This is a genomic window from Shinella zoogloeoides (genome assembly GCF_003574625.1).
GTDB lineage: Bacteria > Pseudomonadota > Alphaproteobacteria > Rhizobiales > Rhizobiaceae > Shinella > Shinella zoogloeoides_A.
Genome location: NZ_QNUJ01000006.1, coordinates 105,043 through 125,918, shown reverse-complemented (window position 1 = coordinate 125,918; position 20,876 = coordinate 105,043). Strand labels below are relative to the sequence as shown.

The window sequence follows — 20,876 nt, the reverse complement described above, 5'->3', positions numbered from 1 at the left end:
CGGATAAAAGAGGGTTCGCGCGAAACGCGCGAACCCCGGAGAATGTAGGAAGCGATCAGTTCTTGAGCTGGTCGGCCGTGTAGTAGGCCGAGTCCGTGACGAGGATCTTCTCGGCATTGGACTTGTCGACGGCGACCGGCTTGAGGAGGTAGGACGGAACGACCTTGACGCCGTTGTCATAGGTCTTGGTGTCGTTCACTTCCGGCTCCTTGCCTTCCAGGATCGCGTTGACCATGCCGACGGTAACCTTGGCGAGTTCACGCGTGTCCTTGAAGATCGTCGAGTACTGCTCGTCGGCGAGGATCGACTTGACGGAGGGGAGTTCGGCGTCCTGGCCGGTGACGATGGCCATCGGCTGGTCGCCCGAGCCGTAGCCGACGCCCTTCAGGGCCGAGATGATGCCGATGGAAAGACCGTCATAGGGCGAAAGAACGCCATCGACGCGGCCATCGGTGTAGGTCGAGGAGAGCAGGTTCTCCATGCGGGCCTGTGCGACCGCACCGTCCCAGCGCAGCGTGCCGACGGTTTCCATGCCGGTCTGGCCCGACTTGATGACGATATCGCCCTTGTCGACGAGCGGCTGGATGACCGACATCGCGCCGTCATAGAAGAAGAAGGCGTTGTTGTCGTCCGGCGAACCGCCGAAGAGCTCGACGTTCCACGGCTTGGTGTCCGGGAACTTCGCCTTCAGGCCGTCGACGAGGCTGGTGGCCTGCAGGACGCCGACCTGGAAGTTGTCGAAGGTGGCGTAGTAGTCGACATTGCCCGAATCGCGGATCAGGCGGTCATAAGCGATGACCTTGACGCCGGCATCGGCAGCCTTCTGCAGGATGTCGGAAAGCGTCGTGCCGTCGATGGCGCCGATGACGAGGACCTTGGCGCCCTTGGTGACCATGTTCTCGATCTGGGCGAGCTGGTTCGGAATGTCGTCGTCGGCGAACTGCAGGTCCGGCGTGTAGCCGGCTTCCTTGAACAGCTTTTCCATCGTCTCGCCGTCCGAGATCCAGCGGGTCGAGGTCTTGGTGGGCATGGAGATGCCGACCATGCCCTTGTCCTGGGCGAAGGACGGCGCCACGAACGACGCAACGCTGATGGCAGCGGCGGCGAGAAGCGAAGTGATCATTTTCATTGAAAGGTCTCTCCCTTGTGCGCACTGGCCGTAATTGCAGCCAGGCATTGTTCCATGCGCGGCAGGGTCGCATTCAGGCGACGCCTGGAAACGGCCGGGCAAGAGCCCGCCGATCCCCACTCCCAAGGACCCCAGCGCACATTGGCGCAAGGTCTACCGAATTGCCATAACTGTCAAATGCAATGAGCTTCTAAATCGATATCAAATTTGATATGCAGTGAGCGAAATATATTACTTTTTACCGATCGGAGAAACCATGCGTTTGCACGGCGAGAGCGAGGATCAGTTTTTTGCCGGCGAGAGCTTCGACAACCTGCAGGGCGTGGCGCTGCTGCGCAGCGGCCTGAAGCTCAGCCACCTGCGCATGATCGTCGCCATCGAGGAGCACAAGCAGGTGAGCGCGGCGGCCGATGCGCTGAACATCTCCCAGCCCGCCGCCTCCCGCATGCTTACGGAAATGGAGATGATCCTCAAGGCGCAGCTCTGCGAGCGCGTCTCGCGGGGCGTCGCCCTCACCGCCTTCGGCCGGGCCTTCGCGCGGCGCGCCCGCACCATCCTGCTCGAACTGCGCGAGGTCGACCGCGAGCTTTCGGCGCTGAAATCCGGCACCGGCGGCTCGGTCTTCCTCGGCTCCGTGACGGCGCCGGCCATCAGCCTTGCCGTGCCGGCGATCCAGCAGGTCAGCGCCGCCTATCCCGGCATCGAGGTGAATGTGCGCGTGGAGACCAGCAACGTGCTCGCCCGCGAGCTGCTGGCCGCCCAGCAGGATTTCATCATCGCCCGCGTGCCGGACGACCTCAATCCGCGGCTCTTCAACGTCACGGAGATCGGCATCGAGAGGGCCTGTCTCATCGTCCGCAAGGGTCACCCCCTTGCGGACAAGCCGGTCGTCGGCCTTGCCGACCTGCCGCATTACGACTGGGTGTTCCAGCCCTCGGGCACGCTGCTGCGGCGGCGCATCGAGGAGCTGTTCCTCGCCGCCGGGGTGCCGCTTCCCTCCACCGTGGTCAACACCTCGTCCATCCTGCTCACCACCGCCATCGTCTGCGGCTCCAACGCCATTGCGCCGGTGGCGCGCGACATGGCCGACTTCGTCGCCGATGTCGGCGCGCAGGCCGGCGAGATCAGGATCCTCGACACGGATTTCGAGATCGACATCAAGCCCTACAGCCTCATCTCCGTCAAAGGCCGGGCGCTCCCGCCGAGCGCCAAACTCCTCTATGATCTCATCCTGCAACGCAGCCGGATGCTTTCGCCGGACTGATCGATCGGAGAGACCATGTTCGGCATGACCGTTTTCGAATCCGTGCTGGAGCGGCTGCGCGCCGAGGCGCGCGAGGCGGAAGAGGAGATAGCGGAAGAGCAAGGCCCCGGCCCTGTCCGTGGGCTGACGTCCGGCTTTGCCGGCCTCGGCGCGACGGGTGCCTTCATGTCCGGCTCGCAGGCCACCGCCGCCTATCTCGACCTCTACGAGGAGCCTGCGCCGCCGGAGCCGGAGCCGGAAAGCCCGCCGGAAGAACCCGCCCCCGTGCCGGAGCATCTCCTGCGCATCACGCCGGAGGCGGTCGCGGAAGACCTCGCCCTTACCGGCCGCGAAGGCATCGACGACCTCGCCGCGCGCCGCCGCAGCTTCGCACGCGAAAACCACCCCGACCGCGCCCCGGCCGAGCTTCGCGCCAATGCGACGCTCCGCATGAAGATCGCCAACATGCTGATCGACGAGACGATCCGGCGGATCAATGTGGAAAAGAGCCTCGGCCTCTAGCCCTCGCTCTTCGTTTCGCCACCCTCGCCGGGCGGCTTGGCGGCCGGATCGGAGGGCTTGAAGAAGAGGATGAGGTTGGCGAAGGCATAGGCGGTCACGATGAGGAAGACCGTGCCCCAAGTCTGCTCGCCATTGTAGAATTCCACGCCGGTCCATGCGGCGCAGATCCCGACCAGAAGCAGCCGCCGCCAGAGCGGACGGTAGAACGGATGGTCGGGATCGATGAATTTCATGAACGTCTCCTCACGCCTTTGCCCGTGTACATAGGCGGTTTTCCGTCGCGAGGAAACCGGCTTTCAACCATCCAGCCGCTCGAGGAAGGCGGCAAGCTCCGCCGCCTCGATGCCGACGAGATGGCCCTTCTCAGGATAGACGCCGGAGCGCACGTCGTCGGCATATTCGCGGAAGGCGGCGATGCGCTCCTGCTGCAGCCGGTCGTATTCGGCGGCGAAATTGCGGTAGACCCTGGCATGGCGCGGATAGTGGCCGCGGTTCTGGCCGAGCACATCCTCGGCGAAGAGATATTGCGCGTCGCAGCCGGTGCCCGCGCCCATGGAGAGCATGACGAGCGAGGTCTTCGCGCTGATCGCGGCGGCGACCTCGCCCGGCACGACCTCGATCTCGGCCGCGAAGGCCCCCGCCTCCTCCAGCGCCTTGACCTGCCGGAAGATTTCCAGCGCGCTCTCCGCCGTCTTGCCGACGGCGCGGAAGCCGCCCGTCCACGTCGCCTTGGAGGGGATGAGACCGACATGGCCGCAGACCGGGATGCCCTCCTCGCGCAGCCGCCGCACGGTCGAAAGGCCGGCCGCGCAATAGACGGCATCGCCCCCCGCCTTCATCGCCTGGAAGGCGCCGCGCAGGTAATCGTCGGCGGTGACGAAGTCGCCATATTCGAGGCCTGGAAAGGCGAAGACCGTCGGCGCGGCCTCGCGGAAGGCCGGTCCCAGCAGGGCCGGCGGCACGGAGACGAGGTCGATGCCCGCCTGCTCGGCGGCCTCCGCCTCCTCCAGCGTCACGACGCGCAGCATGGTGAGCTGGCGCTTGCCCTTCATGGCCTGGAGGTCGGCGACGGTCGGTCTCTTGGTCTTCACGGGGATCTCCTCAGGCGGCGAGCAGTTTCTTGAGCTTGGTTTCCGGCGCGGCGAGTTCTGCCGGGTCGGGATGGATGCGGGCGGCGATCAGCATTTCCGCAAGACGAATGTCGCGGGCGACCGCATTGCCCGGCCCGATGCCGCTCGCCGCGATCAGCCGGCCCTCGCCGTCGAGATGAAAGAGGATGAAGGCCCCCTCGCCCATCTCGCGCCGCACCGTCGTCACCATCCCGTCGGCAAGGCCGGCGATCTGGAGCGTCATGTCGTACTGGTCCGACCAGAACCACGGCACGGCCGAATGGACATCCTCGCCGCCCAGCATATTGGCGGCGGCAAGCTGGCCCTGCTCCTGCGCGTTGCGCCAGGATTCGAGGCGGATGCGGCGGTCGCCGTAAAGGGGGAGTGGATAAGAGGTGCAGTCTCCCGCAGCAAAAATGTCGGGATCGGAGGTGCGCAGATGGCCGTCGACGGCAATGCCGTTGTCGATAGCGAGGCCGGCGGCCTCCGCCAGTTCCGTGTTCGGCACCGCGCCGATACCGACGACGAGGAGGCTTGCCGAAACGACGCGGCCATCCTCCAGCGCAATGCGCACCTCGCCCGGCAGGTCCTCGATCCCGGCGACCTTCGCGCCGCAGAGGATTTCCACGCCTTCGGCCATGTGCCGGTTGGCAACGATCTCGGCGATCTCGGGCGGCACGCCCCGCGTCAGCACGCGCGGCAGGCCCTCGACCAGCGTGACGGAGGCGCCGAGCTTGCGGGCGCTCGCGGCAAGTTCCAGCCCGATGAAGCCGCCGCCGAGAATGGCGACGTGGCTGCCCTCCACCAGATGCGCGCGGATGCGGGCCGCATCGTCATGGCTGCGCAGCGCCGCGATGCGGCCGCCATGGTTCGTGCCCGGCAGGGCGCGCGGGCGCGCGCCAGTGGCAAGCAGCAGCCTGTCATAGGGAACGACCGTGCCGTCTCCCAGCACGACATGCTTTGCCGAGCGGTCGATTCTAGACACCGTGCGGCCGAGCAGAAGGTCGATGCCGGCCTCGACATAGCGTTCCGCCTCCGCGACGAGCTTCGGGCCGGCGCCCGCGACCAGCGCCTCCTTGGAGAGCGGCGGGCGCTCATAAGGCAGATGGGTTTCGCTGCCGATCAGGGTGATCGCACCGTCGAAGCCCTTTTCGCGCAGCGCGAAGGCCGCGCGTGCGCCGCATTCGCCGGCACCGACGATGACGAAGCTCATCATGGCGATATCCTCTATCTCTTTGTTTTTACGCAATTCCGGACGCAAAACCGCTGCTAGAGACCTATAAAGACGGTACCGCCCTCGACCTTGACCGGATAGGTCTTGAGGTCGATACAGACCGGCGCACCCAGCGCCTCGCCGCTCTTGTAGTTGAAGCGGCCGTTGTGCTTGGGACATTCGATGACGTGATCCATCACGAGGCCGTCGGCGAGGTGGATTTTCTCGTGCGTGCAGAGCCCGTCCGTGGCGTGATAGGTGTCTTCCGGGCTGCGGTAGATCGCGAAGGTCCGGCCCGCATGGTCGAAGCGGATGACGTCCTCCTCGTCGATCTCGTCCGCCGCGCAGACCTCGATCCAGGTGTCGCTCATGGTCTCTCCTCCAGTGACTGTTGGTTATTCGGCGGCCGCGATGGCGGGTTCCGCGTGGAATTCTTCCTTGTAGGGCCGCGCCGTCGGCGGCAGCTCGCGCTTCAGGAAGTAGTCCTCGTTGCGAAGCTGGCGCAGGAAGGCCGGGATCATCTCCCTGTAGCCGTGCCACATCGACGGGTTCGGCTCCGGCAGGTCGTGCCTGATCATGGCGTGCAGCCTCGGCAGCGCATGGTAGGGCACCATCGGGAACATGTGGTGCTCCACATGGTAGTTCATGTTCCAGTAGATGAAGCGGCTGACCGGGTTCATGTAGACCGTGCGGCTGTTGAGCCGGTGGTCGATGACATTGTCGGCAAGGCCGCCATGCTGCAGCAGGCCCGTCAGCACATGATGCCAGGCACCGTAGAGCCGTGGCAGGCCGATCAGCATGGCCGGCAGGATCGAGCCGAACGCGAGGCAGGCGGCAATGGTCGCGACATAGATGGCGAGCCAGATGCGGGCGATGCGGATCGCCTTCGGCTGCTCGGATTCGGGAATGAAGGTCTTTTCCGCGGCGCTCATGACGCCCGCCGCATTGCGCAGCATGTCGATGACGGCATGCCAGGCATCGAGAAGGCCGAAGAAGTTCAGCACGAGGCGCGCAAGATCCGGCGGGCGCATGACGGCGATTTCCGGGTCGCGACCGACGATCACCGTATCCGTATGGTGGCGCGTATGGCTCCAGCGCCAGGTCACCGGGTTGCGCATGATCATGAAGCAGGCGATCTGGTAGACCGCATTGTTCATCCACATCGTCTTGAAGGCCGTGCCGTGGCCGCATTCGTGCCAGCGGCTGTCGGAGGCCGAGCCGTAGAGCACGCCATAGACGAGGAAGAACGGCACGCAGGCCCAGGTTCCCCAGAACCACGCGCCGAGCCCGCCGGAAACGGCGAGACAGCCGAGCCAGATCGCGGTGTCGCGGATCGCCGGGCCATCGCTGCGCTGCATCAGCGCCTTCATCTCCTTGCGCGGGATTTCGGTGTGGTACCACTCGGCCGCCGCAAGACCATTGGCAACGGCGGCCTCGGCATCGCGGCCAAGAAGGCTGTAGTCCCGCTTCGTCGGCTTCATCGCTCGTCTCCTCCTTGAGGGGGCGTTTCCGCTCCACGCCTCGTCCAGTGACCGAACGATAGCGCCGCTCCTTGCATCTCTCAATCCTGCCATGATAGAATGCATCAAATTCCATCATCCGCTATCATTCGTCCTTGATGGAAAGATTTCAGGGAGGGGAAAATGGCATCGAGACCCACCATCTCGGATCTCGCCCAGGCGGCCGGCGTCAGCGTCGCGACGGTCGACCGGGTGTTGAACGGCCGCCACAAGGTCCGCGAGGAGACGGCGCGCCGGGTCTACGAGGCGGCCAATGCGATCGGCTACCATGCCATCGGCCTCATCCGGCAACGCGTCTTCGAGGACCTGCCGCAATATAGGCTCGGCTTCAGCCTGCAGCGCCCGAGCCAGGCCTTCTACCAGAACTTCGCCCGCGAGATCGAGATCGCCTGCAATGCCTGCACGACCGCCCGCATCGTCCCGCAGGTCGACTTCATCAACGCGCAGACCCCGGCGGCGATGACGGAGATGCTGCGCCAGCTTTCCGCGCGCAACCAGGCGCTCGCCGTCGTCGCGCCGGACTATCCGGCGACGACCGCCATGGTGGAGGAGCTGAAGGAGCGCGGCCTTCCGCTATTCTGCCTGCTCTCCGACTTCGCCATGGACGTGCGGCAGGGCTATATCGGCCTCAACAACATGAAGGTCGGGCGCACGGCGGCCTGGATGATCGCCAAGGGCGCGAAACGGCCGGGCAAGGTGGCGATCTTCGTCGGCAGCCACCGCTTCCACGGCCACGAGCTGCGCGAAATGGGCTTCCGCTCCTTCTTCCGCGAGAAGGGCCAGGATTTCGAGGTGCTGGACACGCTGGTCAATCTCGACACCAGCGAGATCACCCACGAGGCGACGGCGAACCTTCTCGCCCAGCATCCCGACCTCGTCGGCCTCTATGTCGCCGGCGGCGGCATGGAGGGGGCGATCTCGGCGATCCGCGAGGAAGGTTACGCCGGACGGATCCAACTCATCGTCAACGAGTTGACGCCCGAATCGAAGGCCGGCCTTGCCGACGACGTCGTCACCATGGCGATCAATACCCCGCTGCCGGCCCTCTGCCGCGAGCTCGTCTCGCTGATGGTCACGGCCATCGAGAAGGGCGGAAACGCCGTTCCGGGTCAGACCTTCCTGCCCTTCGACATCCTCCTGCCGGAAAATATCTGAGCTGGAATGATGGTTTTCCATCACGCCCTTGGCCAAATCTCTCAGCGATGAAGGTGCCGGCCACGCCTTGGGCTTTGACGCCCGTCAAGTGCGTCCCGATCCTCATGCGTGCATGCGAGGCCGCCCTGTCGGCGACCTCGAAGACCGGAGGACACCCATTCCATGCCGCCCCTTGATTTCGCCCTCAACCACATGACGGCCCCCGGCCTCAAGCTGGACGCCTTCTTCGCCCTTGCCGTCTCCCTCGGCATGAAGGCGGTGGAGATTCGCAACGACCTCGACGGCAACGCCATCCTCGACGGCACGACGCCGACCGAGGTGAAGGCCCTCGCCGAGCGCCACGGCGTCACGATCATCTCGATCAACGCGCTCCAGCGCTTCAACGAGTGGACGCCCGCCCGCGCCGCCGAGGCGAAGGACCTCATCGATTATGCCAGCGCCTGCGGCGCCCGCGCGCTGGTGCTCGTGCCGAAGAACGACGGCACCGGCCAGGCCGACGGCGAGCGGCAGGAAAACCTGCGCACGGCGCTGACGGCCCTGAAGCCCCTGCTCGACGCCGCCGGCATCGTCGGCCTCGTCGAGCCGCTCGGCTTCGAGATCTGCTCGCTGCGCTCCAAGCGCGAGGCGGCCGAAGCGATCCGCGCCGTCGGCGGCGAAGCGACGTTCCGCCTGGTGCACGACACGTTCCACCACCACCTTGCCGGCGAGCCCGACCTCTTCGCCGGCCTCACCGGCCTCGTGCACATTTCCGGCGTCGAGGACCCTGCGGTCTCCGTTTCCGACATGCGCGACGGCCACCGCGTCCTCGTCGGCCCGAAGGATCGCCTCGACAATGCCGGCCAGATCAAGGCCCTGTTGGCCGCCGGCTATGCCGGGCCGCTCTCCTTCGAGCCCTTCTCGCCTTCCGTTCACGACGTCGCGGACCCGAAGGCCGCCGTTGCCGAAAGCGTCGCTTTCCTACGCGCAAATATCTGAAAAGCCTCATGCCGGCGGCCCCTGCCGCCGGCATTTTTCCCCAGGACCCGGGCCTTGCCTTATCGCAAAAATGGAACGGGCTTGACGTCCCGGGCAGAAAATGGAATAAACATTCCGCAATACGGAATTCGCGGTTTGTTTATTCTGTTTTGGCCTTTTGCATCCCGGGAGGAGCAGGGGGCGGGCCGTCCTGCAAGGGTCGGTCTTCCGGTTGATCTGTGGTGCCGCCGGACACCATGTTGAGGAGGAGAACAACATGAAAAAATTCATTCTTGGTTCGGCGCTCGCCGTCATGATGTCCACGGCCGCCCATGCCGAAACGATCGGCGTTTCCATGGCGCTGTTCGACGACAACTTCCTGACCGTCCTGCGCAACGGCATGTCCGACTATGCCAAGACGCTCGACGGCGTCGAGCTGCAGATCGAGGACGCCCAGAACGACGTCGCCAAACAGCAGAGCCAGGTCCAGAACTTCATCGCCTCGGGCGTCAGCGCCATCATCGTGAACCCGGTCGATACCGACGCGACCGCCGCGCTCTCCAAGGCCGCCGCCGATGCCGGCATTCCGCTGGTCTATGTCAACCGCGAGCCGGCCAACATCAACGAACTGCCGGAAAAGCAGGCCTTCGTCGCCTCCAACGAGCAGGAATCCGGCACGCTGGAAACCAAGGAAGTCTGCCGCCTGCTGAACGGCAAGGGCAAGGTCGTCGTCATGATGGGCGAGCTTTCCAACCAGGCCGCCCGCATGCGCACGCAGGACGTCAAGGACGTCATCGCCACCGACGAGTGCAAGGGCCTCGAGATCGTCGAGGAGCAGACCGCCAACTGGTCGCGCACGCAGGGCTCGGACCTGATGACCAACTGGCTCTCCGCCGGCGTGGAATTCGATGCCGTCATCTCCAACAATGACGAAATGGCCATCGGCGCGATCCAGGCCCTGAAGGCCGCCGGCCGCTCGATGGACAGCGTCGTCGTCGCCGGTGTCGACGCCACGCAGGACGCGCTCGCCGCCATGGCTGCCGGCGACCTCGACGCCACCGTGTTCCAGGATGCCGCCGGTCAGGGCAAGGGCTCGGTCGACGCCGCGCTGAAGCTCGCCAAGGGCGAGAAGGTGGATACCAAGGTCTACATCCCCTTCCAGCTCGTGACCCCGGCGAACATCGCCGACTTCCAGGCGAAGAACTGACCGGCTCGCCGGCAAACGATAAAACTGCCAGATTGATCCAGGGACGCGCGCACGCCTGCGTGCGCGCGTCCGACCCGTTTCAGATGCTCCGGGAGGGAGGAACACGATGGTCAGCCCGACCACCATGGCCGCGGTTCGTGCAAGCGGCGCCATTCCGAATGCGGAATATCTTCTGTCCGCGGAAGGCATCCGCAAGGAATTCCCCGGCGTCGTCGCGCTCGACGACGTCCAGTTCAAGCTGAAGCGCGGCACCGTGCACGCCCTGATGGGCGAGAACGGCGCCGGCAAATCCACCCTGATGAAGATCCTCGCCGGCATCTACACGCCCGATCAGGGCGAGGTGCTGCTGAAGGGCCAGAAGATCCGGCTCGCATCGCCGCTCGACGCGCTGGAAAACGGCATCGCCATGATCCATCAGGAACTGAACCTGATGCCCTTCATGACGGTCGCGGAGAACATCTGGATCCGCCGCGAACCGAAGAACCGCTTCGGCTTCGTCGATCACGGCGAGATGCACCGCAAGACGGCCGAGCTCTTCAAGCGCCTCAACATCGCGATGGACCCGGAAACGCAGGTGCGCGACCTCTCCGTCGCCAACCGCCAGATGGTCGAGATCGCCAAGGCCGTCTCCTACGAGAGCGACGTCCTCATCATGGACGAGCCGACTTCGGCCCTGACGGAACGCGAGGTGGAGCATCTCTTCACCATCATCCGGGACCTGCGCTCGCAGGGCATCGGCATCGTCTACATCACCCACAAGATGAACGAGCTGTTCGAGATCGCCGACGAATTCTCGGTGTTCCGCGACGGCAAGTATATCGGCACCCACGCCTCGACCGACGTGACGCGCGACGACATCATCCGCATGATGGTCGGCCGCGAGATCACCCAGATGTTCCCGAAGGAGGAAGTGCCGATCGGCGACGTCGTCCTGTCGGTGAAGAACCTCACCCTCAAGGGCGTCTTCCACGACGTTTCCTTCGACGTGCGCGCCGGTGAAATCCTCGGCCTCGCCGGCCTCGTCGGCTCGGGCCGCTCGAATGTCGCAGAGACGATCTTCGGCGTGACGCCCGCCACTTCCGGCACGATCTCGATCAACGGCAAGGAAGTCGCGATCGACAGCCCGAACACGGCGATCAAACATCGCATGGCGTTCCTGACGGAGGACCGCAAGGATACCGGCTGTCTGCTGATCCTCGATATCCTGGAAAACATGCAGATCGCCGTGCTGCAGGACAAGTTCGTCAAGAACGGCTTCGTCCAGGAGGGGGCGCTGAGCAAGGTCTGCGAGGAGATGAGCCGGAAGCTGCGCGTCAAGACGCCGAACCTTTCCGAAAGGATCGAGAACCTTTCGGGCGGCAACCAGCAGAAGGTGCTGATCGGCCGCTGGCTGCTCACCAATCCGCGCATCCTCATCCTCGACGAGCCGACGCGCGGCATCGATGTCGGCGCGAAGGCGGAAATCCACCGCTTCGTCACGGAACTCGCCCGCGACGGCGTCGCCGTCATCATGATCTCGTCGGAAATGCCGGAAGTGCTCGGCATGAGCGACCGCGTCATGGTCATGCACGAGGGCCGCGTCACCGGCATCCTCGACCGCGCCGAGGCGACGCAGGTCAGGGTGATGGAACTGGCGGCCCAGTGAGCCCGGCCAGTAAGTTCAGGGCCGCCGAGCGGCCGCAAGGGAGGTAATCATGAGCACGAATTCCGCAGCGCAGGCCCAGGTCGCCGCGCAGAAATCTGCCCGCCGGCTGCCGCCGGAACTCAACATCTTTCTCGTCCTCGTCGGCATCGCGCTGGTCTACGAAATCCTCGGCTGGATCTTCGTCGGCCAGAGCTTCCTGATGAACTCGCAGCGCCTGACGATCATCATTCTGCAGGTCTCGGTCATCGGCATCATCGCCGTCGGGGTGACGCAGGTCATCATCACCGGGGGCATCGACCTGTCGTCCGGCTCGGTGGTCGGCATGACGGCGATGTTCACGGCCTCGCTCGCCCAGGCCTCGACCTGGCCGCGCGCGCTCTATCCCTCGCTGACGGACCTTCCGGTCATCGTGCCGGTTGCCGTCGGCATCGGCGTCGGCCTCCTGGCCGGCATCGTCAACGGCCAGCTCATCGCCAAGACCAAGATCCCGCCCTTCATCGCCACGCTCGGCATGATGGTCTCGGCCCGCGGCATTTCCAAGTGGTACACCAAGGGCCAACCGGTCTCCGGCCTCACCGAGCAGTTCAACTTCATCGGCACCGGCATCTGGCCCGTCGTGATCTTCCTCGTCGTCGCGGTGATCTTCCACATCGCGCTGCGCTACACCCGCTACGGCAAGTTCACCTATGCCATCGGCGCGAACGTGCAGGCCGCCCGCGTCTCCGGCATCAACGTCGAATCCCATCTGGTGAAGGTCTATGCCATCGCCGGGGCGCTTGCCGGTCTTGCCGGCGTCGTCACCGCGGCAAGAGCCCAGACCGCGCAGGCCGGCATGGGCGTGATGTACGAACTCGACGCCATCGCCGCGACCGTCATCGGCGGCACCTCGCTTGCCGGCGGCGTCGGCCGCATCACCGGCACGGTCATCGGCACCGTCATCCTCGGCGTCATGACATCGGGCTTTACCTTCCTGCGCGTCGATGCTTTTTACCAGGAGATCGTCAAGGGCGTGATCATCGTGGCCGCCGTCGTCGTCGACGTCTACCGCCAGAAGAAGCGCAAGGTCTGATCCCAATCTCCGCGGCCCCGGCCGCGGCGCCTTCGCGGGGCGAGCGCATCGCCCCGTCCCTCCCCGCCGGCGTGGCCGGCAGTATACCAGAGAGAATGAAGATGACTGTGAGATTTGGTCTTCTCGGCGCAGGCCGTATCGGCAAGGTCCACGCCAAGGCCGTGACCGGCAATCCCGATGCCGTGCTCGTCGCCGTCGCCGATGCCTTTCCCGCCGCCGCCGATGCCATCGCCAAGCAGTATGGCTGCGAGGTCCGCACCATCGAGGCGATCGAAGCCGCCAAGGACATCGACGCCGTCGTGATCTGCACGCCGACCGACACCCATGCCGATCTCATCGAGCGCTTCTCCCGCGCCGGCAAGGCCATCTTCTGCGAAAAGCCGATTGACCTCGACATCGACCGCGTCCGCGCCTGCATGAAGGTCGTGGACGAGACCAAGGGCAAGCTGATGGTCGGCTTCAACCGCCGCTTCGACCCGCATTTCATGGCCGTCCGCAAGGCCATCGACGACGGCCGCATCGGCGACGTCGAGATGGTGACGATCACCTCGCGCGACCCCGGCGCCCCGCCGGTCGACTATATCAAGCGCTCCGGCGGCATCTTCCGCGACATGACCATCCACGACTTCGACATGGCCCGCTTCCTGCTGGGCGAAGAGGTCGTCTCGGTATCGGCGACGGCCGCCGTGCTGGTCGATCCGGAAATCGGCAAGGCCGGCGACTATGACAGCGTCTCCGTCATCCTGCAGACGAAGTCCGGCAGGCAGGCGATCATCTCGAACTCCCGCCGCGCCACCTACGGCTACGACCAGCGCATCGAGGTGCACGGCTCCAAGGGCGTCGTCTCCGCCGAGAACCAGCGCCCGGTCTCCATCGAGATCGCCAACGGCGACGGCTACACCCGCCCGCCGCTGCACGATTTCTTCATGACCCGCTACACCGAGGCCTATGCCAACGAGATCGCGGCCTTCATCGCCGCCATCGAGAAGGGCGCCGCCATCTCGCCCTCCGGCGCCGACGGCCTCGCCGCCCTCGCGCTGGCCGACGCGGCCGTGAAGTCGGTGGAAGAAAAGCGCCAGATCGCCGTCGGCTGACGGAAGACGACTCCCAGGACACCTGACCGGGCGGTTCCATCGCCCGGTCTTTTTGCGTCCGGCGGGCGCGCCCTTAATCCCCGCTCGTCCGCGCCGCGATGATATCGTGATCCATCTCCGCCAATGCCCGGTCGAGATGGCCCTCCAGCACCAGCGTCGCCTCCTCCGGCACGACGGTGATCGGCGGCGCGCCGAAGAGGCGGACCTGCTGCGACTGCGCCAGCCCCTCCTCGAGACCGCGCCGCATGAGATCGAAATAGCGCGTGCCGGGGCCGGTGATGGCGATGGGCATGCTCTCGTGGAGGCTGACCATGCGCGACAGCCCCTGCCCCAGCGCAAGCCCGGCCTGGCGGAAGGCATATTCCGACATGCGATGCCCCTGCCGGGCCCGAAGCGCGATCTTGTCCATCTCGGCCAGCGGCACGAACTTGGCGGGAATCGTATCCGGCGGCACCTCGAAGGCCGTGCGCAGGATGCCGTAGAAGCCGGCAGAGGCCTCGATGCATCCCTGCGAGCCGCAGCGGCACAGCTTGCCGTCCGACGAATTCAGCATGTGCCCGAAATTCGGCGCGGTTACCGACAGTTCGCCGGAGCGGTCGAACCGCGCGATGCCGAGGCCAATGCTGTGGCCGAGCGATAGCGCGGCGACGGAATGCAGGTTTTCCATGCCGGCCCGCTCCATGCGCAGCGCCATGGCATGCGCGACGAGCAGCGTCTCGTTGCTGAGCAGGATCTTCGCCCGCCAATGTGGCTGGAGCAGCGCGGCGAAATCCACCTGCCGCGAACCGAAGATCGGCGACCAGACGAGCCGCGCAAGCGCCGGATCGACGAGCCCCTTGCTGCTGATCGAAACGACGAGCACGTCTTCCCGCGCGATCCGCGACCGGCTCGCAAGCTTCTCCAGCGCCGCCACGAAGGCTGCCGCAAAGGGCTCCGTCGAGCTGTCCGCATGGTTGCGCGCTTCCTCGAACCGGTCGATCAGCGTGCCGCCATAGTCAGCCAGCGAATATTGCACGATGTCGGAGGAAATGCGCACCGCGATGAGATAGCCGGCCGCGCGCCGCTGGCCGAAGATGACGCGAGGCCGCCCGCGCATTGCGGTCGCCTGCTGCTCGCGCCGCTCCAGCACATCGGCCTTTTCTAGCTCCGCCGTGATAGCCGAGACGGTCGCCGAGGCAAGGCCGGTATGCTGGGAAATATCGGTATGGGCGAGCGGTCCATGCCGGCGCAGCGAGGCGAGCACGAGCGCGCTGTTCTGCTGACGCACAAGCTCCGTGCTCGACTTCACCAGCATCGCCTGTTTCCGCCCGCTTTCATGAGATGCAACACATGCCCCTCCAAAGCACCTGTCACGCCGCCGTTCAAGAGCCGTCAAAGCCTTGTTGACAGCCTTCGAAACATCTGACATTTATTTTCTCGACTGTCGAGAAAAAAGTCCCGGCGTGTCGGGAGGGGTTATCGAGACAGTGTTATCGTGGCCGGTCGTTGAAAGGACGGGATTCGTCCAGGCGGCCGGTGTTCACTTGGGAGGAGATAAGATGAAATCCGTTTTGAAGCTGATGGCAGGGGCTGCCATCATCGTTTCCATGCATTCCGCCGTTCACGCCAAGGACCTCGTCGTCGGCGTCTCCTGGTCCAACTTCCAGGAAGAGCGCTGGAAAACCGACGAAGCCGCCATCAAGACAGCGCTCGAGGCTTCCGGCGACAAGTACATTTCCGCTGACGCCCAGTCGTCCGCCGCCAAGCAGCTCACCGACATCGAATCGCTGATCGCACAGGGCGCCAACGCCATCATCGTCCTGGCGCAGGATTCCGACGCCATCGGCCCGGCCATCGAGAAGGCCGCGGCGGAAGGCATCCCGGTCGTCGGCTACGACCGCCTGATCGAAAACCCGGCCGCCTTCTACATCACCTTCGACAACAAGGAAGTCGGCCGCATGCAGGCCCGCGAAGTGTTCAAGGTGAAGCCGGAAGGCAACTATGTCTTCATCAAGGGCAACTCCGCCGACCCGAACGCCGACTTCCTCTTCGCTGGCCAGCAGGAAGTGCTGAAGGAAGCGATCGACGCCGGCAAGATCAAGAATGTCGGCGAAGCCTATACCGACGGCTGGAAGCCGGAGAACGCCCAGAAGAACATGGAGCAGTTCCTGACGGCGAACGACAACAAGGTCGACGCGGTCGTCGCCTCGAACGACGGCACCGCCGGCGGCGCGATCGCGGCGCTCGCGGCCCAGGGCCTTGCCGGCTCCGTTCCGGTCTCCGGCCAGGACGCCGACCACGCCGCGCTCAACCGCGTCGCGCTCGGCACGCAGACCGTCTCGGTCTGGAAGGACTCGCGTGAACTCGGCAAGCGCGCCGCGGAAATTGCGGCCGAGCTTGCCGGCGGCAAGACCATGGACGAGATCGAAGGCGTCACCACCTTCAACGGCGGCCCGAAGGGCGTCGAGATGAAGTCCGTGTTCCTCGCCCCCCTGCCCGTCACCAAGGACAACCTGAACGTCGTCATCGACGCCGGCTGGATCTCCAAGGACGCGGCCTGCCAGGGCGTGAAGACCGGTTCGGTCGCGGCCTGCGACTGAGCCCGATCAACCGGTAATGACCTGACCATCGCCAGGCGCCGCAACGACACCGTTGCGGCGCTTGCGCAAGATGGACAGCGGGCGGAGGATGATGCGGATCCATCCTTTCAAGAAGCAGCACACGAACTGCGTGCCCGAAACGAACGTTCAACAAAAGTGAGGGGGACGGCAAGACCATGGCCGACATCACGAATACCGCACATGCCAACCGTGCGCGCTCGGCGAGCGAGAATCCGGTGAAGCGCTTCTTCCGCGCGACCGAGATCGACACGCGCCTGCTCGGCATGGTCGGCGCGCTGCTGATCATCTGGATCGGCTTCAACTTCCTGTCCGGCGGCCTGTTCCTGACGCCGCGAAACCTCTGGAACCTCTCCGTCCAGACCGCCTCCGTCGCCGTGATGGCGACCGGCATGGTGCTGGTCATCGTCACGCGCAACATCGACCTTTCCGTCGGCTCGATCCTCGGCTTCGTCGGCATGATCATGGGCGTGCTGCAGGCCGAGCTGCTGCCGCAGCTTCTCGGCTTCAACCATCCGGCTACCTGGATCGTCACGCTGCTCGCCGGCCTTCTGCTCGGCGCCGCCATCGGCGCGCTGCAAGGCTCGATCATCGCCTTCATGAACGTGCCGTCCTTCATCGTCACGCTTGGCGGCCTGCTCGTCTGGCGCGGCGCCACCTGGTTCGTCACGAGCGGCCGCACCGTCGCCCCGATGGACGCCACCTTCCGCCTGATGGGCGGCGGCACCGAGGGCTCGATCGGCGCGACGGCAAGCTGGATCGTCGGCGCCCTCGCCTGTGTCGCCATCGTCGCGACGATCGCCAATTCCCGCAAGCAGCGCAAGCGCTTCGGCTTTCCGCTGCGCCCCATGTGGGCCGAATGTTTCCTCGTCGCCATCGGCTGCGCGCTGGTGCTCGGCGCCGTCGGGGTCGTCAACAGCTATCCCTGGCCCGTCGCCATCGCCCGCAGATATGCCGATGCCAACGGCATCGCCTGGCCGGACGGCGGCCTCTTCATCCCGCACGGCATCGCCATTCCCGTGCTGATCGCCATCGTCGTCGGCATCGTCATGACCTTCATCTCGACGCGCCTGCGCTTCGGCCGCTATGTCTTCGCCATAGGCGGCAACCAGGAAGCCGCCGAGCTCGCCGGCATCAAGACGCGCTGGGTCACGGTCAAGATCTTCGCGCTGATGGGCATGCTCTGCGCCATCGCCGCCGCCATCTCGACCGCCCGCCTCAACGCCGCGACCAATGCGCAGGGCGAGCTCGACGAGCTCTATACCATCGCGGCCGCCGTCATCGGCGGCACCTCGCTCGGCGGCGGCATGGGCACCATCGCGGGCGCCATGCTCGGCGCTCTCGTCATGCAATCGCTGCAATCGGGCATGGTGCTGGTCGGCATCGACACCCCGTTCCAGCGCATCGTTGTCGGTGTGGTCCTCGTGGTCGCCGTCTGGCTCGACACGATCTACCGCGCCCGCGCCAAGTAAGAGGAGCCCACCCAATGACGGACACCCGTACGCCCCTCGTGGAGATGAAGAACATCTCCATCTCCTTCGGCGGCATCCATGCCGTGGACAACGCCTCAATCGATCTCTATCCCGGCGAGGTCGTCGCCCTGCTCGGCCACAACGGCGCCGGCAAGTCGACGCTGATCAAGATCCTCTCCGGCGCCTACAGGCGCGACAGCGGCGAGATCCTGATCAACGGCGAGCCCGCCGACATCGCCAACCCGCGCGACGCCAAGAAATACGGCATCGAGACGATCTACCAGACGCTGGCCGTCGCCGACAATGTCGACGCCGCCGCCAACCTCTATCTCGGCCGCGAGCTGCGCACCCCCTGGGGCACGCTCGACGACGTGGCGATGGAGGCCAAGACCCGCGAGGTCATGGGCCGCCTCAACCCTAACTTCCAGCGCTTCAAGGAGCCGGTGAAGGCGCTTTCCGGCGGCCAGCGGCAGTCGGTGGCGATCGCAAGGGCCATCCTCTTCAACGCCCGCATCCTCATCATGGATGAGCCGACAGCGGCACTCGGCCCCCAGGAGACAGCGCAGGTCGGCGAGCTGATCAAGCAGCTCAAGAAGGAAGGCATCGGCATCTTCCTCATCAGCCACGACATCCACGACGTCTTCGACCTCGCCGACCGCGTCTCGGTGATGAAGAACGGCCAGGTGGTGGGCCACGCCCGCACCGAGGACGTCACCAAGGACGAGGTGCTCGGCATGATCATCCTCGGCAAGGTCCCGGAAAAAGCCATTCCCGGCCCCGGCGCCATGCAGACCGCCTGATCCCCTACCAGAAAGGCCGCCCAATAGGCGGCCTTTCATTTCATCCCCGGCAAACCTATGACAGTTTGCCATTTCCGCAATTTCCGCATTGAAGCCCGCCCCCACCTGGGTTAAGAACCCTCTCATCGGACAGGCGAGTCATCGCCTTGGATGCACCCGTAGCTCAGCTGGATAGAGTGTTGGATTCCGATTCCAAAGGTCGCAGGTTCGAATCCTGCCGGGTGCGCCATTTCTCCGCCAATTACCCTCCATAGTACGCTATAGCCGCCGAAATTACGCCTTTGCATCGGGTGAAGGCTAGGCCTGTGCGCAGGAAAGCGTAGAAACGGCGGCGTTTGGCGGTGAAAAAGTTCGGATCCCTTCCGGTCAATGAAAAGATTTTGCACCTACGGCGCCGTTGCATGCGGGATTTTAAACGGCAGCTTCACGCTTACCCTCGAACGTCGAAGACCTTTTCGGCATTATAAGTTCGAATCCCGATCGACCCGCCATACTTTTAGCTCCTGGAAAGACGAATCAAAGTGGGCCCCTGTGATAGGGCCCGCTTTTCGTTTTCCTTAATCCCCATTTAAAGTTGCGCCGTTGAATGCAATGCTGCTTGTTTTGGCGGCTTCAGCAGGGATTGGATTAGCGAACAATGCAAAAATGCCGAAGAACAGGATTACCAATGCGCCTAGGCCGTAGAAGAGATTGATTTTTCCGTTTGATCCCAGTTTGATGCCAAAGATTGAAACCGGGCTGCTAGCGCTGATGCGTGAGCCAAGTGTTATCTCTGGAATACTTTTCCCAAATTTTTCTTCGATCGTTGCCGCATGGTCCACAGCCCCTTTCAGAAGGCGATGGTACCAGTGCCTATCCATGAACCAGAAGCCGGCCCATATGGTCAGTGCAATCAACGCAATCCCAACTGATATGCTAATATTCGCTTCGAGAAAGCGGACTGACAAACCATCACGGAACGAAATTCCGGCCGCCGCCATAATGGCTCCGATGACAGTGAGGGCGTAGTTACGAATTTGCATTTCAAGCTGATTGAAATGCTGCTGGACATCGACGACCTTTTTCCAAATATCAATCATATTGTTTGCATTTAGGTCGGCGAGTTTCACTTGAGGGCCGACGAAATCAAACTTTTGAAGAATTTCACTGAAAACCTCAATGGAATAGGAAGGGGTCACTGTTCGCTCAGTGACGCGTTTCTCTCTTTCAATATCGGCGTCGCTCCAGTGTGACACCTTCCGCAAAAGCTCATAATCTAGGTGCATCTGCACAGCTCCGTATTCCGCGTAGACGTCATGAACGCCTGCGTCCTGAGCCATCGCAACGTCCTTAAACAAGCTGTCTCCTACATAAACACATTCTTCCGGTTTCGTGTTGAGATCGCGGATAATTTCCCGAAGAAGCTTCGGATTTGGCTTTAGCTCATTCGGAACAGTGTGTTTGATTTCGGTGATCTGCAATTCGTAAAATTCGTCAGGAAGACTGCGAATCTTGGTGAGACTAATACCAGAGGGTAGATCGTTGTCCTCAGGGCAATAGAGGTAGTCAATGACTCCATCCAGGCCGAGCTTCTTAAGGCGGTAACCGCTATAGAATGAAAGAGATTCAGTGTACGCTATAATTCTCGTACCACTCTTTTTCACCTGCCAAAGAGTTTTCAAGACCGTGTTATAAAGCTTAAGGGCACGATCTCGATCGGTTTTGGACCGGCGGATTTCCTCTGCAAGAAAAGCCCGAAGAGTCAAGCCATCTGGAGTGGTAATCTGTAGCTCGTCTAGAAGAAAGGTGTATTCAGACGTTCGTCGATGTCTATGGACGTCGCGGATCGCCGTCTGAAGAGCGACCTCATCAACATTTAAACGATCACGCAGCCCAATGTAAATCGGCAAGAATGCCGCGCGCCATATATCAAACCAGTCGTATAGGGTGTTGTCCAAATCGACGATGAGAGTGTTGATTTTTGGCTTCATAGGACAAGGTCTCGCGAGCTGATTTGGATTGATAAGGATGTGAGCTGGAAGCATTTAACGTCAGTTTAGCGGCGCCGCACTATTCGGAAATTCGGCAGATAATTACGTAGCTAATGAGGTGGACCGAATAAATTGCGACGTCCCATCAGTTCGTTTTCCGGTTTTCAATTTTGACTG

19 protein-coding genes and 1 tRNA gene are annotated in these 20,876 nt (G+C 63.6%); 12 read left to right on the top strand and 8 right to left on the bottom strand.

The features are described 5' to 3' along the window. Nucleotides 1-55: 55 nt before the first annotated feature. Nucleotides 56-1,129 (bottom strand): multiple monosaccharide ABC transporter substrate-binding protein, encoded by a 1,074-nt coding sequence (gene chvE, locus DSD28_RS13415; RefSeq protein ID WP_119256915.1) that lies wholly within the window; start codon nt 1,127-1,129, stop codon nt 56-58. 256 nt (nt 1,130-1,385) lie between these two features. Between chvE and DSD28_RS13410 the strand changes: the two genes are divergently transcribed. Further along, nucleotides 1,386-2,393, top strand: coding sequence for a LysR family transcriptional regulator (locus DSD28_RS13410; RefSeq protein ID WP_119256914.1), 1,008 nt, complete (start codon nt 1,386-1,388; stop codon nt 2,391-2,393). 24 nt (nt 2,394-2,417) lie between these two features. Then, the gene (locus DSD28_RS13405) at nt 2,418-2,894 is read left to right on the top strand and encodes a hypothetical protein (RefSeq protein WP_245424829.1); all 477 of its coding nucleotides are present in this window, start codon (nt 2,418-2,420) and stop codon (nt 2,892-2,894) included. Here the strand turns inward: DSD28_RS13405 and DSD28_RS13400 are convergent. From DSD28_RS13400 to DSD28_RS13380, 5 genes are all read right to left on the bottom strand, one after another. After that, the gene (locus tag DSD28_RS13400) at nt 2,891-3,127 is read right to left on the bottom strand and encodes a hypothetical protein (protein ID WP_119256912.1); all 237 of its coding nucleotides are present in this window, start codon (nt 3,125-3,127) and stop codon (nt 2,891-2,893) included. The genes DSD28_RS13405 and DSD28_RS13400 overlap by 4 nt on opposite strands. Before the next feature lie 63 nt (nt 3,128-3,190). Then, complete coding sequence (locus tag DSD28_RS13395) at nt 3,191-3,985, bottom strand: 3-methyl-2-oxobutanoate hydroxymethyltransferase (protein WP_119256911.1); 795 nt, start codon at nt 3,983-3,985, stop codon at nt 3,191-3,193. Between the two features lie 10 nt (nt 3,986-3,995). Beyond that, complete coding sequence (locus tag DSD28_RS13390) at nt 3,996-5,219, bottom strand: NAD(P)/FAD-dependent oxidoreductase (RefSeq protein WP_119256910.1); 1,224 nt, start codon at nt 5,217-5,219, stop codon at nt 3,996-3,998. A gap of 53 nt (nt 5,220-5,272) precedes the next feature. Next, a complete protein-coding gene (locus DSD28_RS13385) occupies nt 5,273-5,587 on the bottom strand; it encodes a MocE family 2Fe-2S type ferredoxin (RefSeq protein ID WP_119256909.1) in 315 nt (104 codons plus the stop codon). A 24-nt stretch (nt 5,588-5,611) separates the two neighbouring features. After that, the gene (locus DSD28_RS13380) at nt 5,612-6,697 is read right to left on the bottom strand and encodes a fatty acid desaturase family protein (RefSeq protein ID WP_119256908.1); all 1,086 of its coding nucleotides are present in this window, start codon (nt 6,695-6,697) and stop codon (nt 5,612-5,614) included. A gap of 162 nt (nt 6,698-6,859) precedes the next feature. Here DSD28_RS13380 and DSD28_RS13375 point away from each other — a divergent pair, with 162 nt between their 5' ends. From DSD28_RS13375 to iolG, 6 genes are all read left to right on the top strand, one after another. Beyond that, nucleotides 6,860-7,891, top strand: coding sequence for a LacI family DNA-binding transcriptional regulator (locus DSD28_RS13375; protein WP_119256907.1), 1,032 nt, complete (start codon nt 6,860-6,862; stop codon nt 7,889-7,891). Nucleotides 7,892-8,053: 162 nt separating this feature from the next. Next, nucleotides 8,054-8,866, top strand: a complete 813-nt coding sequence (locus DSD28_RS13370) for a TIM barrel protein (protein WP_119256906.1) — start codon at nt 8,054-8,056, stop codon at nt 8,864-8,866. 256 nt (nt 8,867-9,122) lie between these two features. Beyond that, on the top strand, nt 9,123-10,052 hold the full coding sequence (locus DSD28_RS13365; protein WP_119256905.1) for a sugar ABC transporter substrate-binding protein: 930 nt from the start codon (nt 9,123-9,125) through the stop codon (nt 10,050-10,052). Between the two features lie 106 nt (nt 10,053-10,158). After that, on the top strand, nt 10,159-11,697 hold the full coding sequence (locus tag DSD28_RS13360) for a sugar ABC transporter ATP-binding protein (RefSeq protein ID WP_119256904.1): 1,539 nt from the start codon (nt 10,159-10,161) through the stop codon (nt 11,695-11,697). Nucleotides 11,698-11,746: 49 nt separating this feature from the next. Next, nucleotides 11,747-12,766, top strand: a complete 1,020-nt coding sequence (locus DSD28_RS13355; protein ID WP_119256903.1) for an ABC transporter permease — start codon at nt 11,747-11,749, stop codon at nt 12,764-12,766. A gap of 101 nt (nt 12,767-12,867) precedes the next feature. Continuing rightward, nucleotides 12,868-13,860: an inositol 2-dehydrogenase gene (iolG, locus tag DSD28_RS13350; protein ID WP_119257169.1), complete on the top strand. Its 993-nt coding sequence runs from the start codon at nt 12,868-12,870 to the stop codon at nt 13,858-13,860. Nucleotides 13,861-13,933: 73 nt separating this feature from the next. On the opposite strand, the gene DSD28_RS13345 is transcribed toward iolG, so the two are convergent. Next, complete coding sequence (locus tag DSD28_RS13345; RefSeq protein WP_119256902.1) at nt 13,934-15,154, bottom strand: ROK family transcriptional regulator; 1,221 nt, start codon at nt 15,152-15,154, stop codon at nt 13,934-13,936. 244 nt (nt 15,155-15,398) lie between these two features. Here DSD28_RS13345 and xylF point away from each other — a divergent pair, with 244 nt between their 5' ends. The 4 genes from xylF to DSD28_RS13325 all read left to right on the top strand — a co-directional run bounded on the left by xylF (nt 15,399) and on the right by DSD28_RS13325 (nt 18,958). Continuing rightward, nucleotides 15,399-16,439 carry a D-xylose ABC transporter substrate-binding protein gene (xylF, locus tag DSD28_RS13340; protein WP_119256901.1) on the top strand — a complete coding sequence of 347 codons (1,041 nt, stop codon included), beginning with the start codon at nt 15,399-15,401 and terminating at the stop codon, nt 16,437-16,439. A gap of 176 nt (nt 16,440-16,615) precedes the next feature. Further along, on the top strand, nt 16,616-17,929 hold the full coding sequence (locus DSD28_RS13335; RefSeq protein WP_119256900.1) for a sugar ABC transporter permease: 1,314 nt from the start codon (nt 16,616-16,618) through the stop codon (nt 17,927-17,929). A 14-nt stretch (nt 17,930-17,943) separates the two neighbouring features. Beyond that, on the top strand, nt 17,944-18,729 hold the full coding sequence (locus tag DSD28_RS13330) for an ATP-binding cassette domain-containing protein (protein WP_119256899.1): 786 nt from the start codon (nt 17,944-17,946) through the stop codon (nt 18,727-18,729). Between the two features lie 152 nt (nt 18,730-18,881). After that, nucleotides 18,882-18,958 (top strand) — tRNA-Arg (locus DSD28_RS13325). A gap of 328 nt (nt 18,959-19,286) precedes the next feature. Here the strand turns inward: DSD28_RS13325 and DSD28_RS13320 are convergent. Continuing rightward, nucleotides 19,287-20,699, bottom strand: a complete 1,413-nt coding sequence (locus DSD28_RS13320; protein ID WP_162911390.1) for an HAD family hydrolase — start codon at nt 20,697-20,699, stop codon at nt 19,287-19,289. Nucleotides 20,700-20,876: the final 177 nt, after the last annotated feature.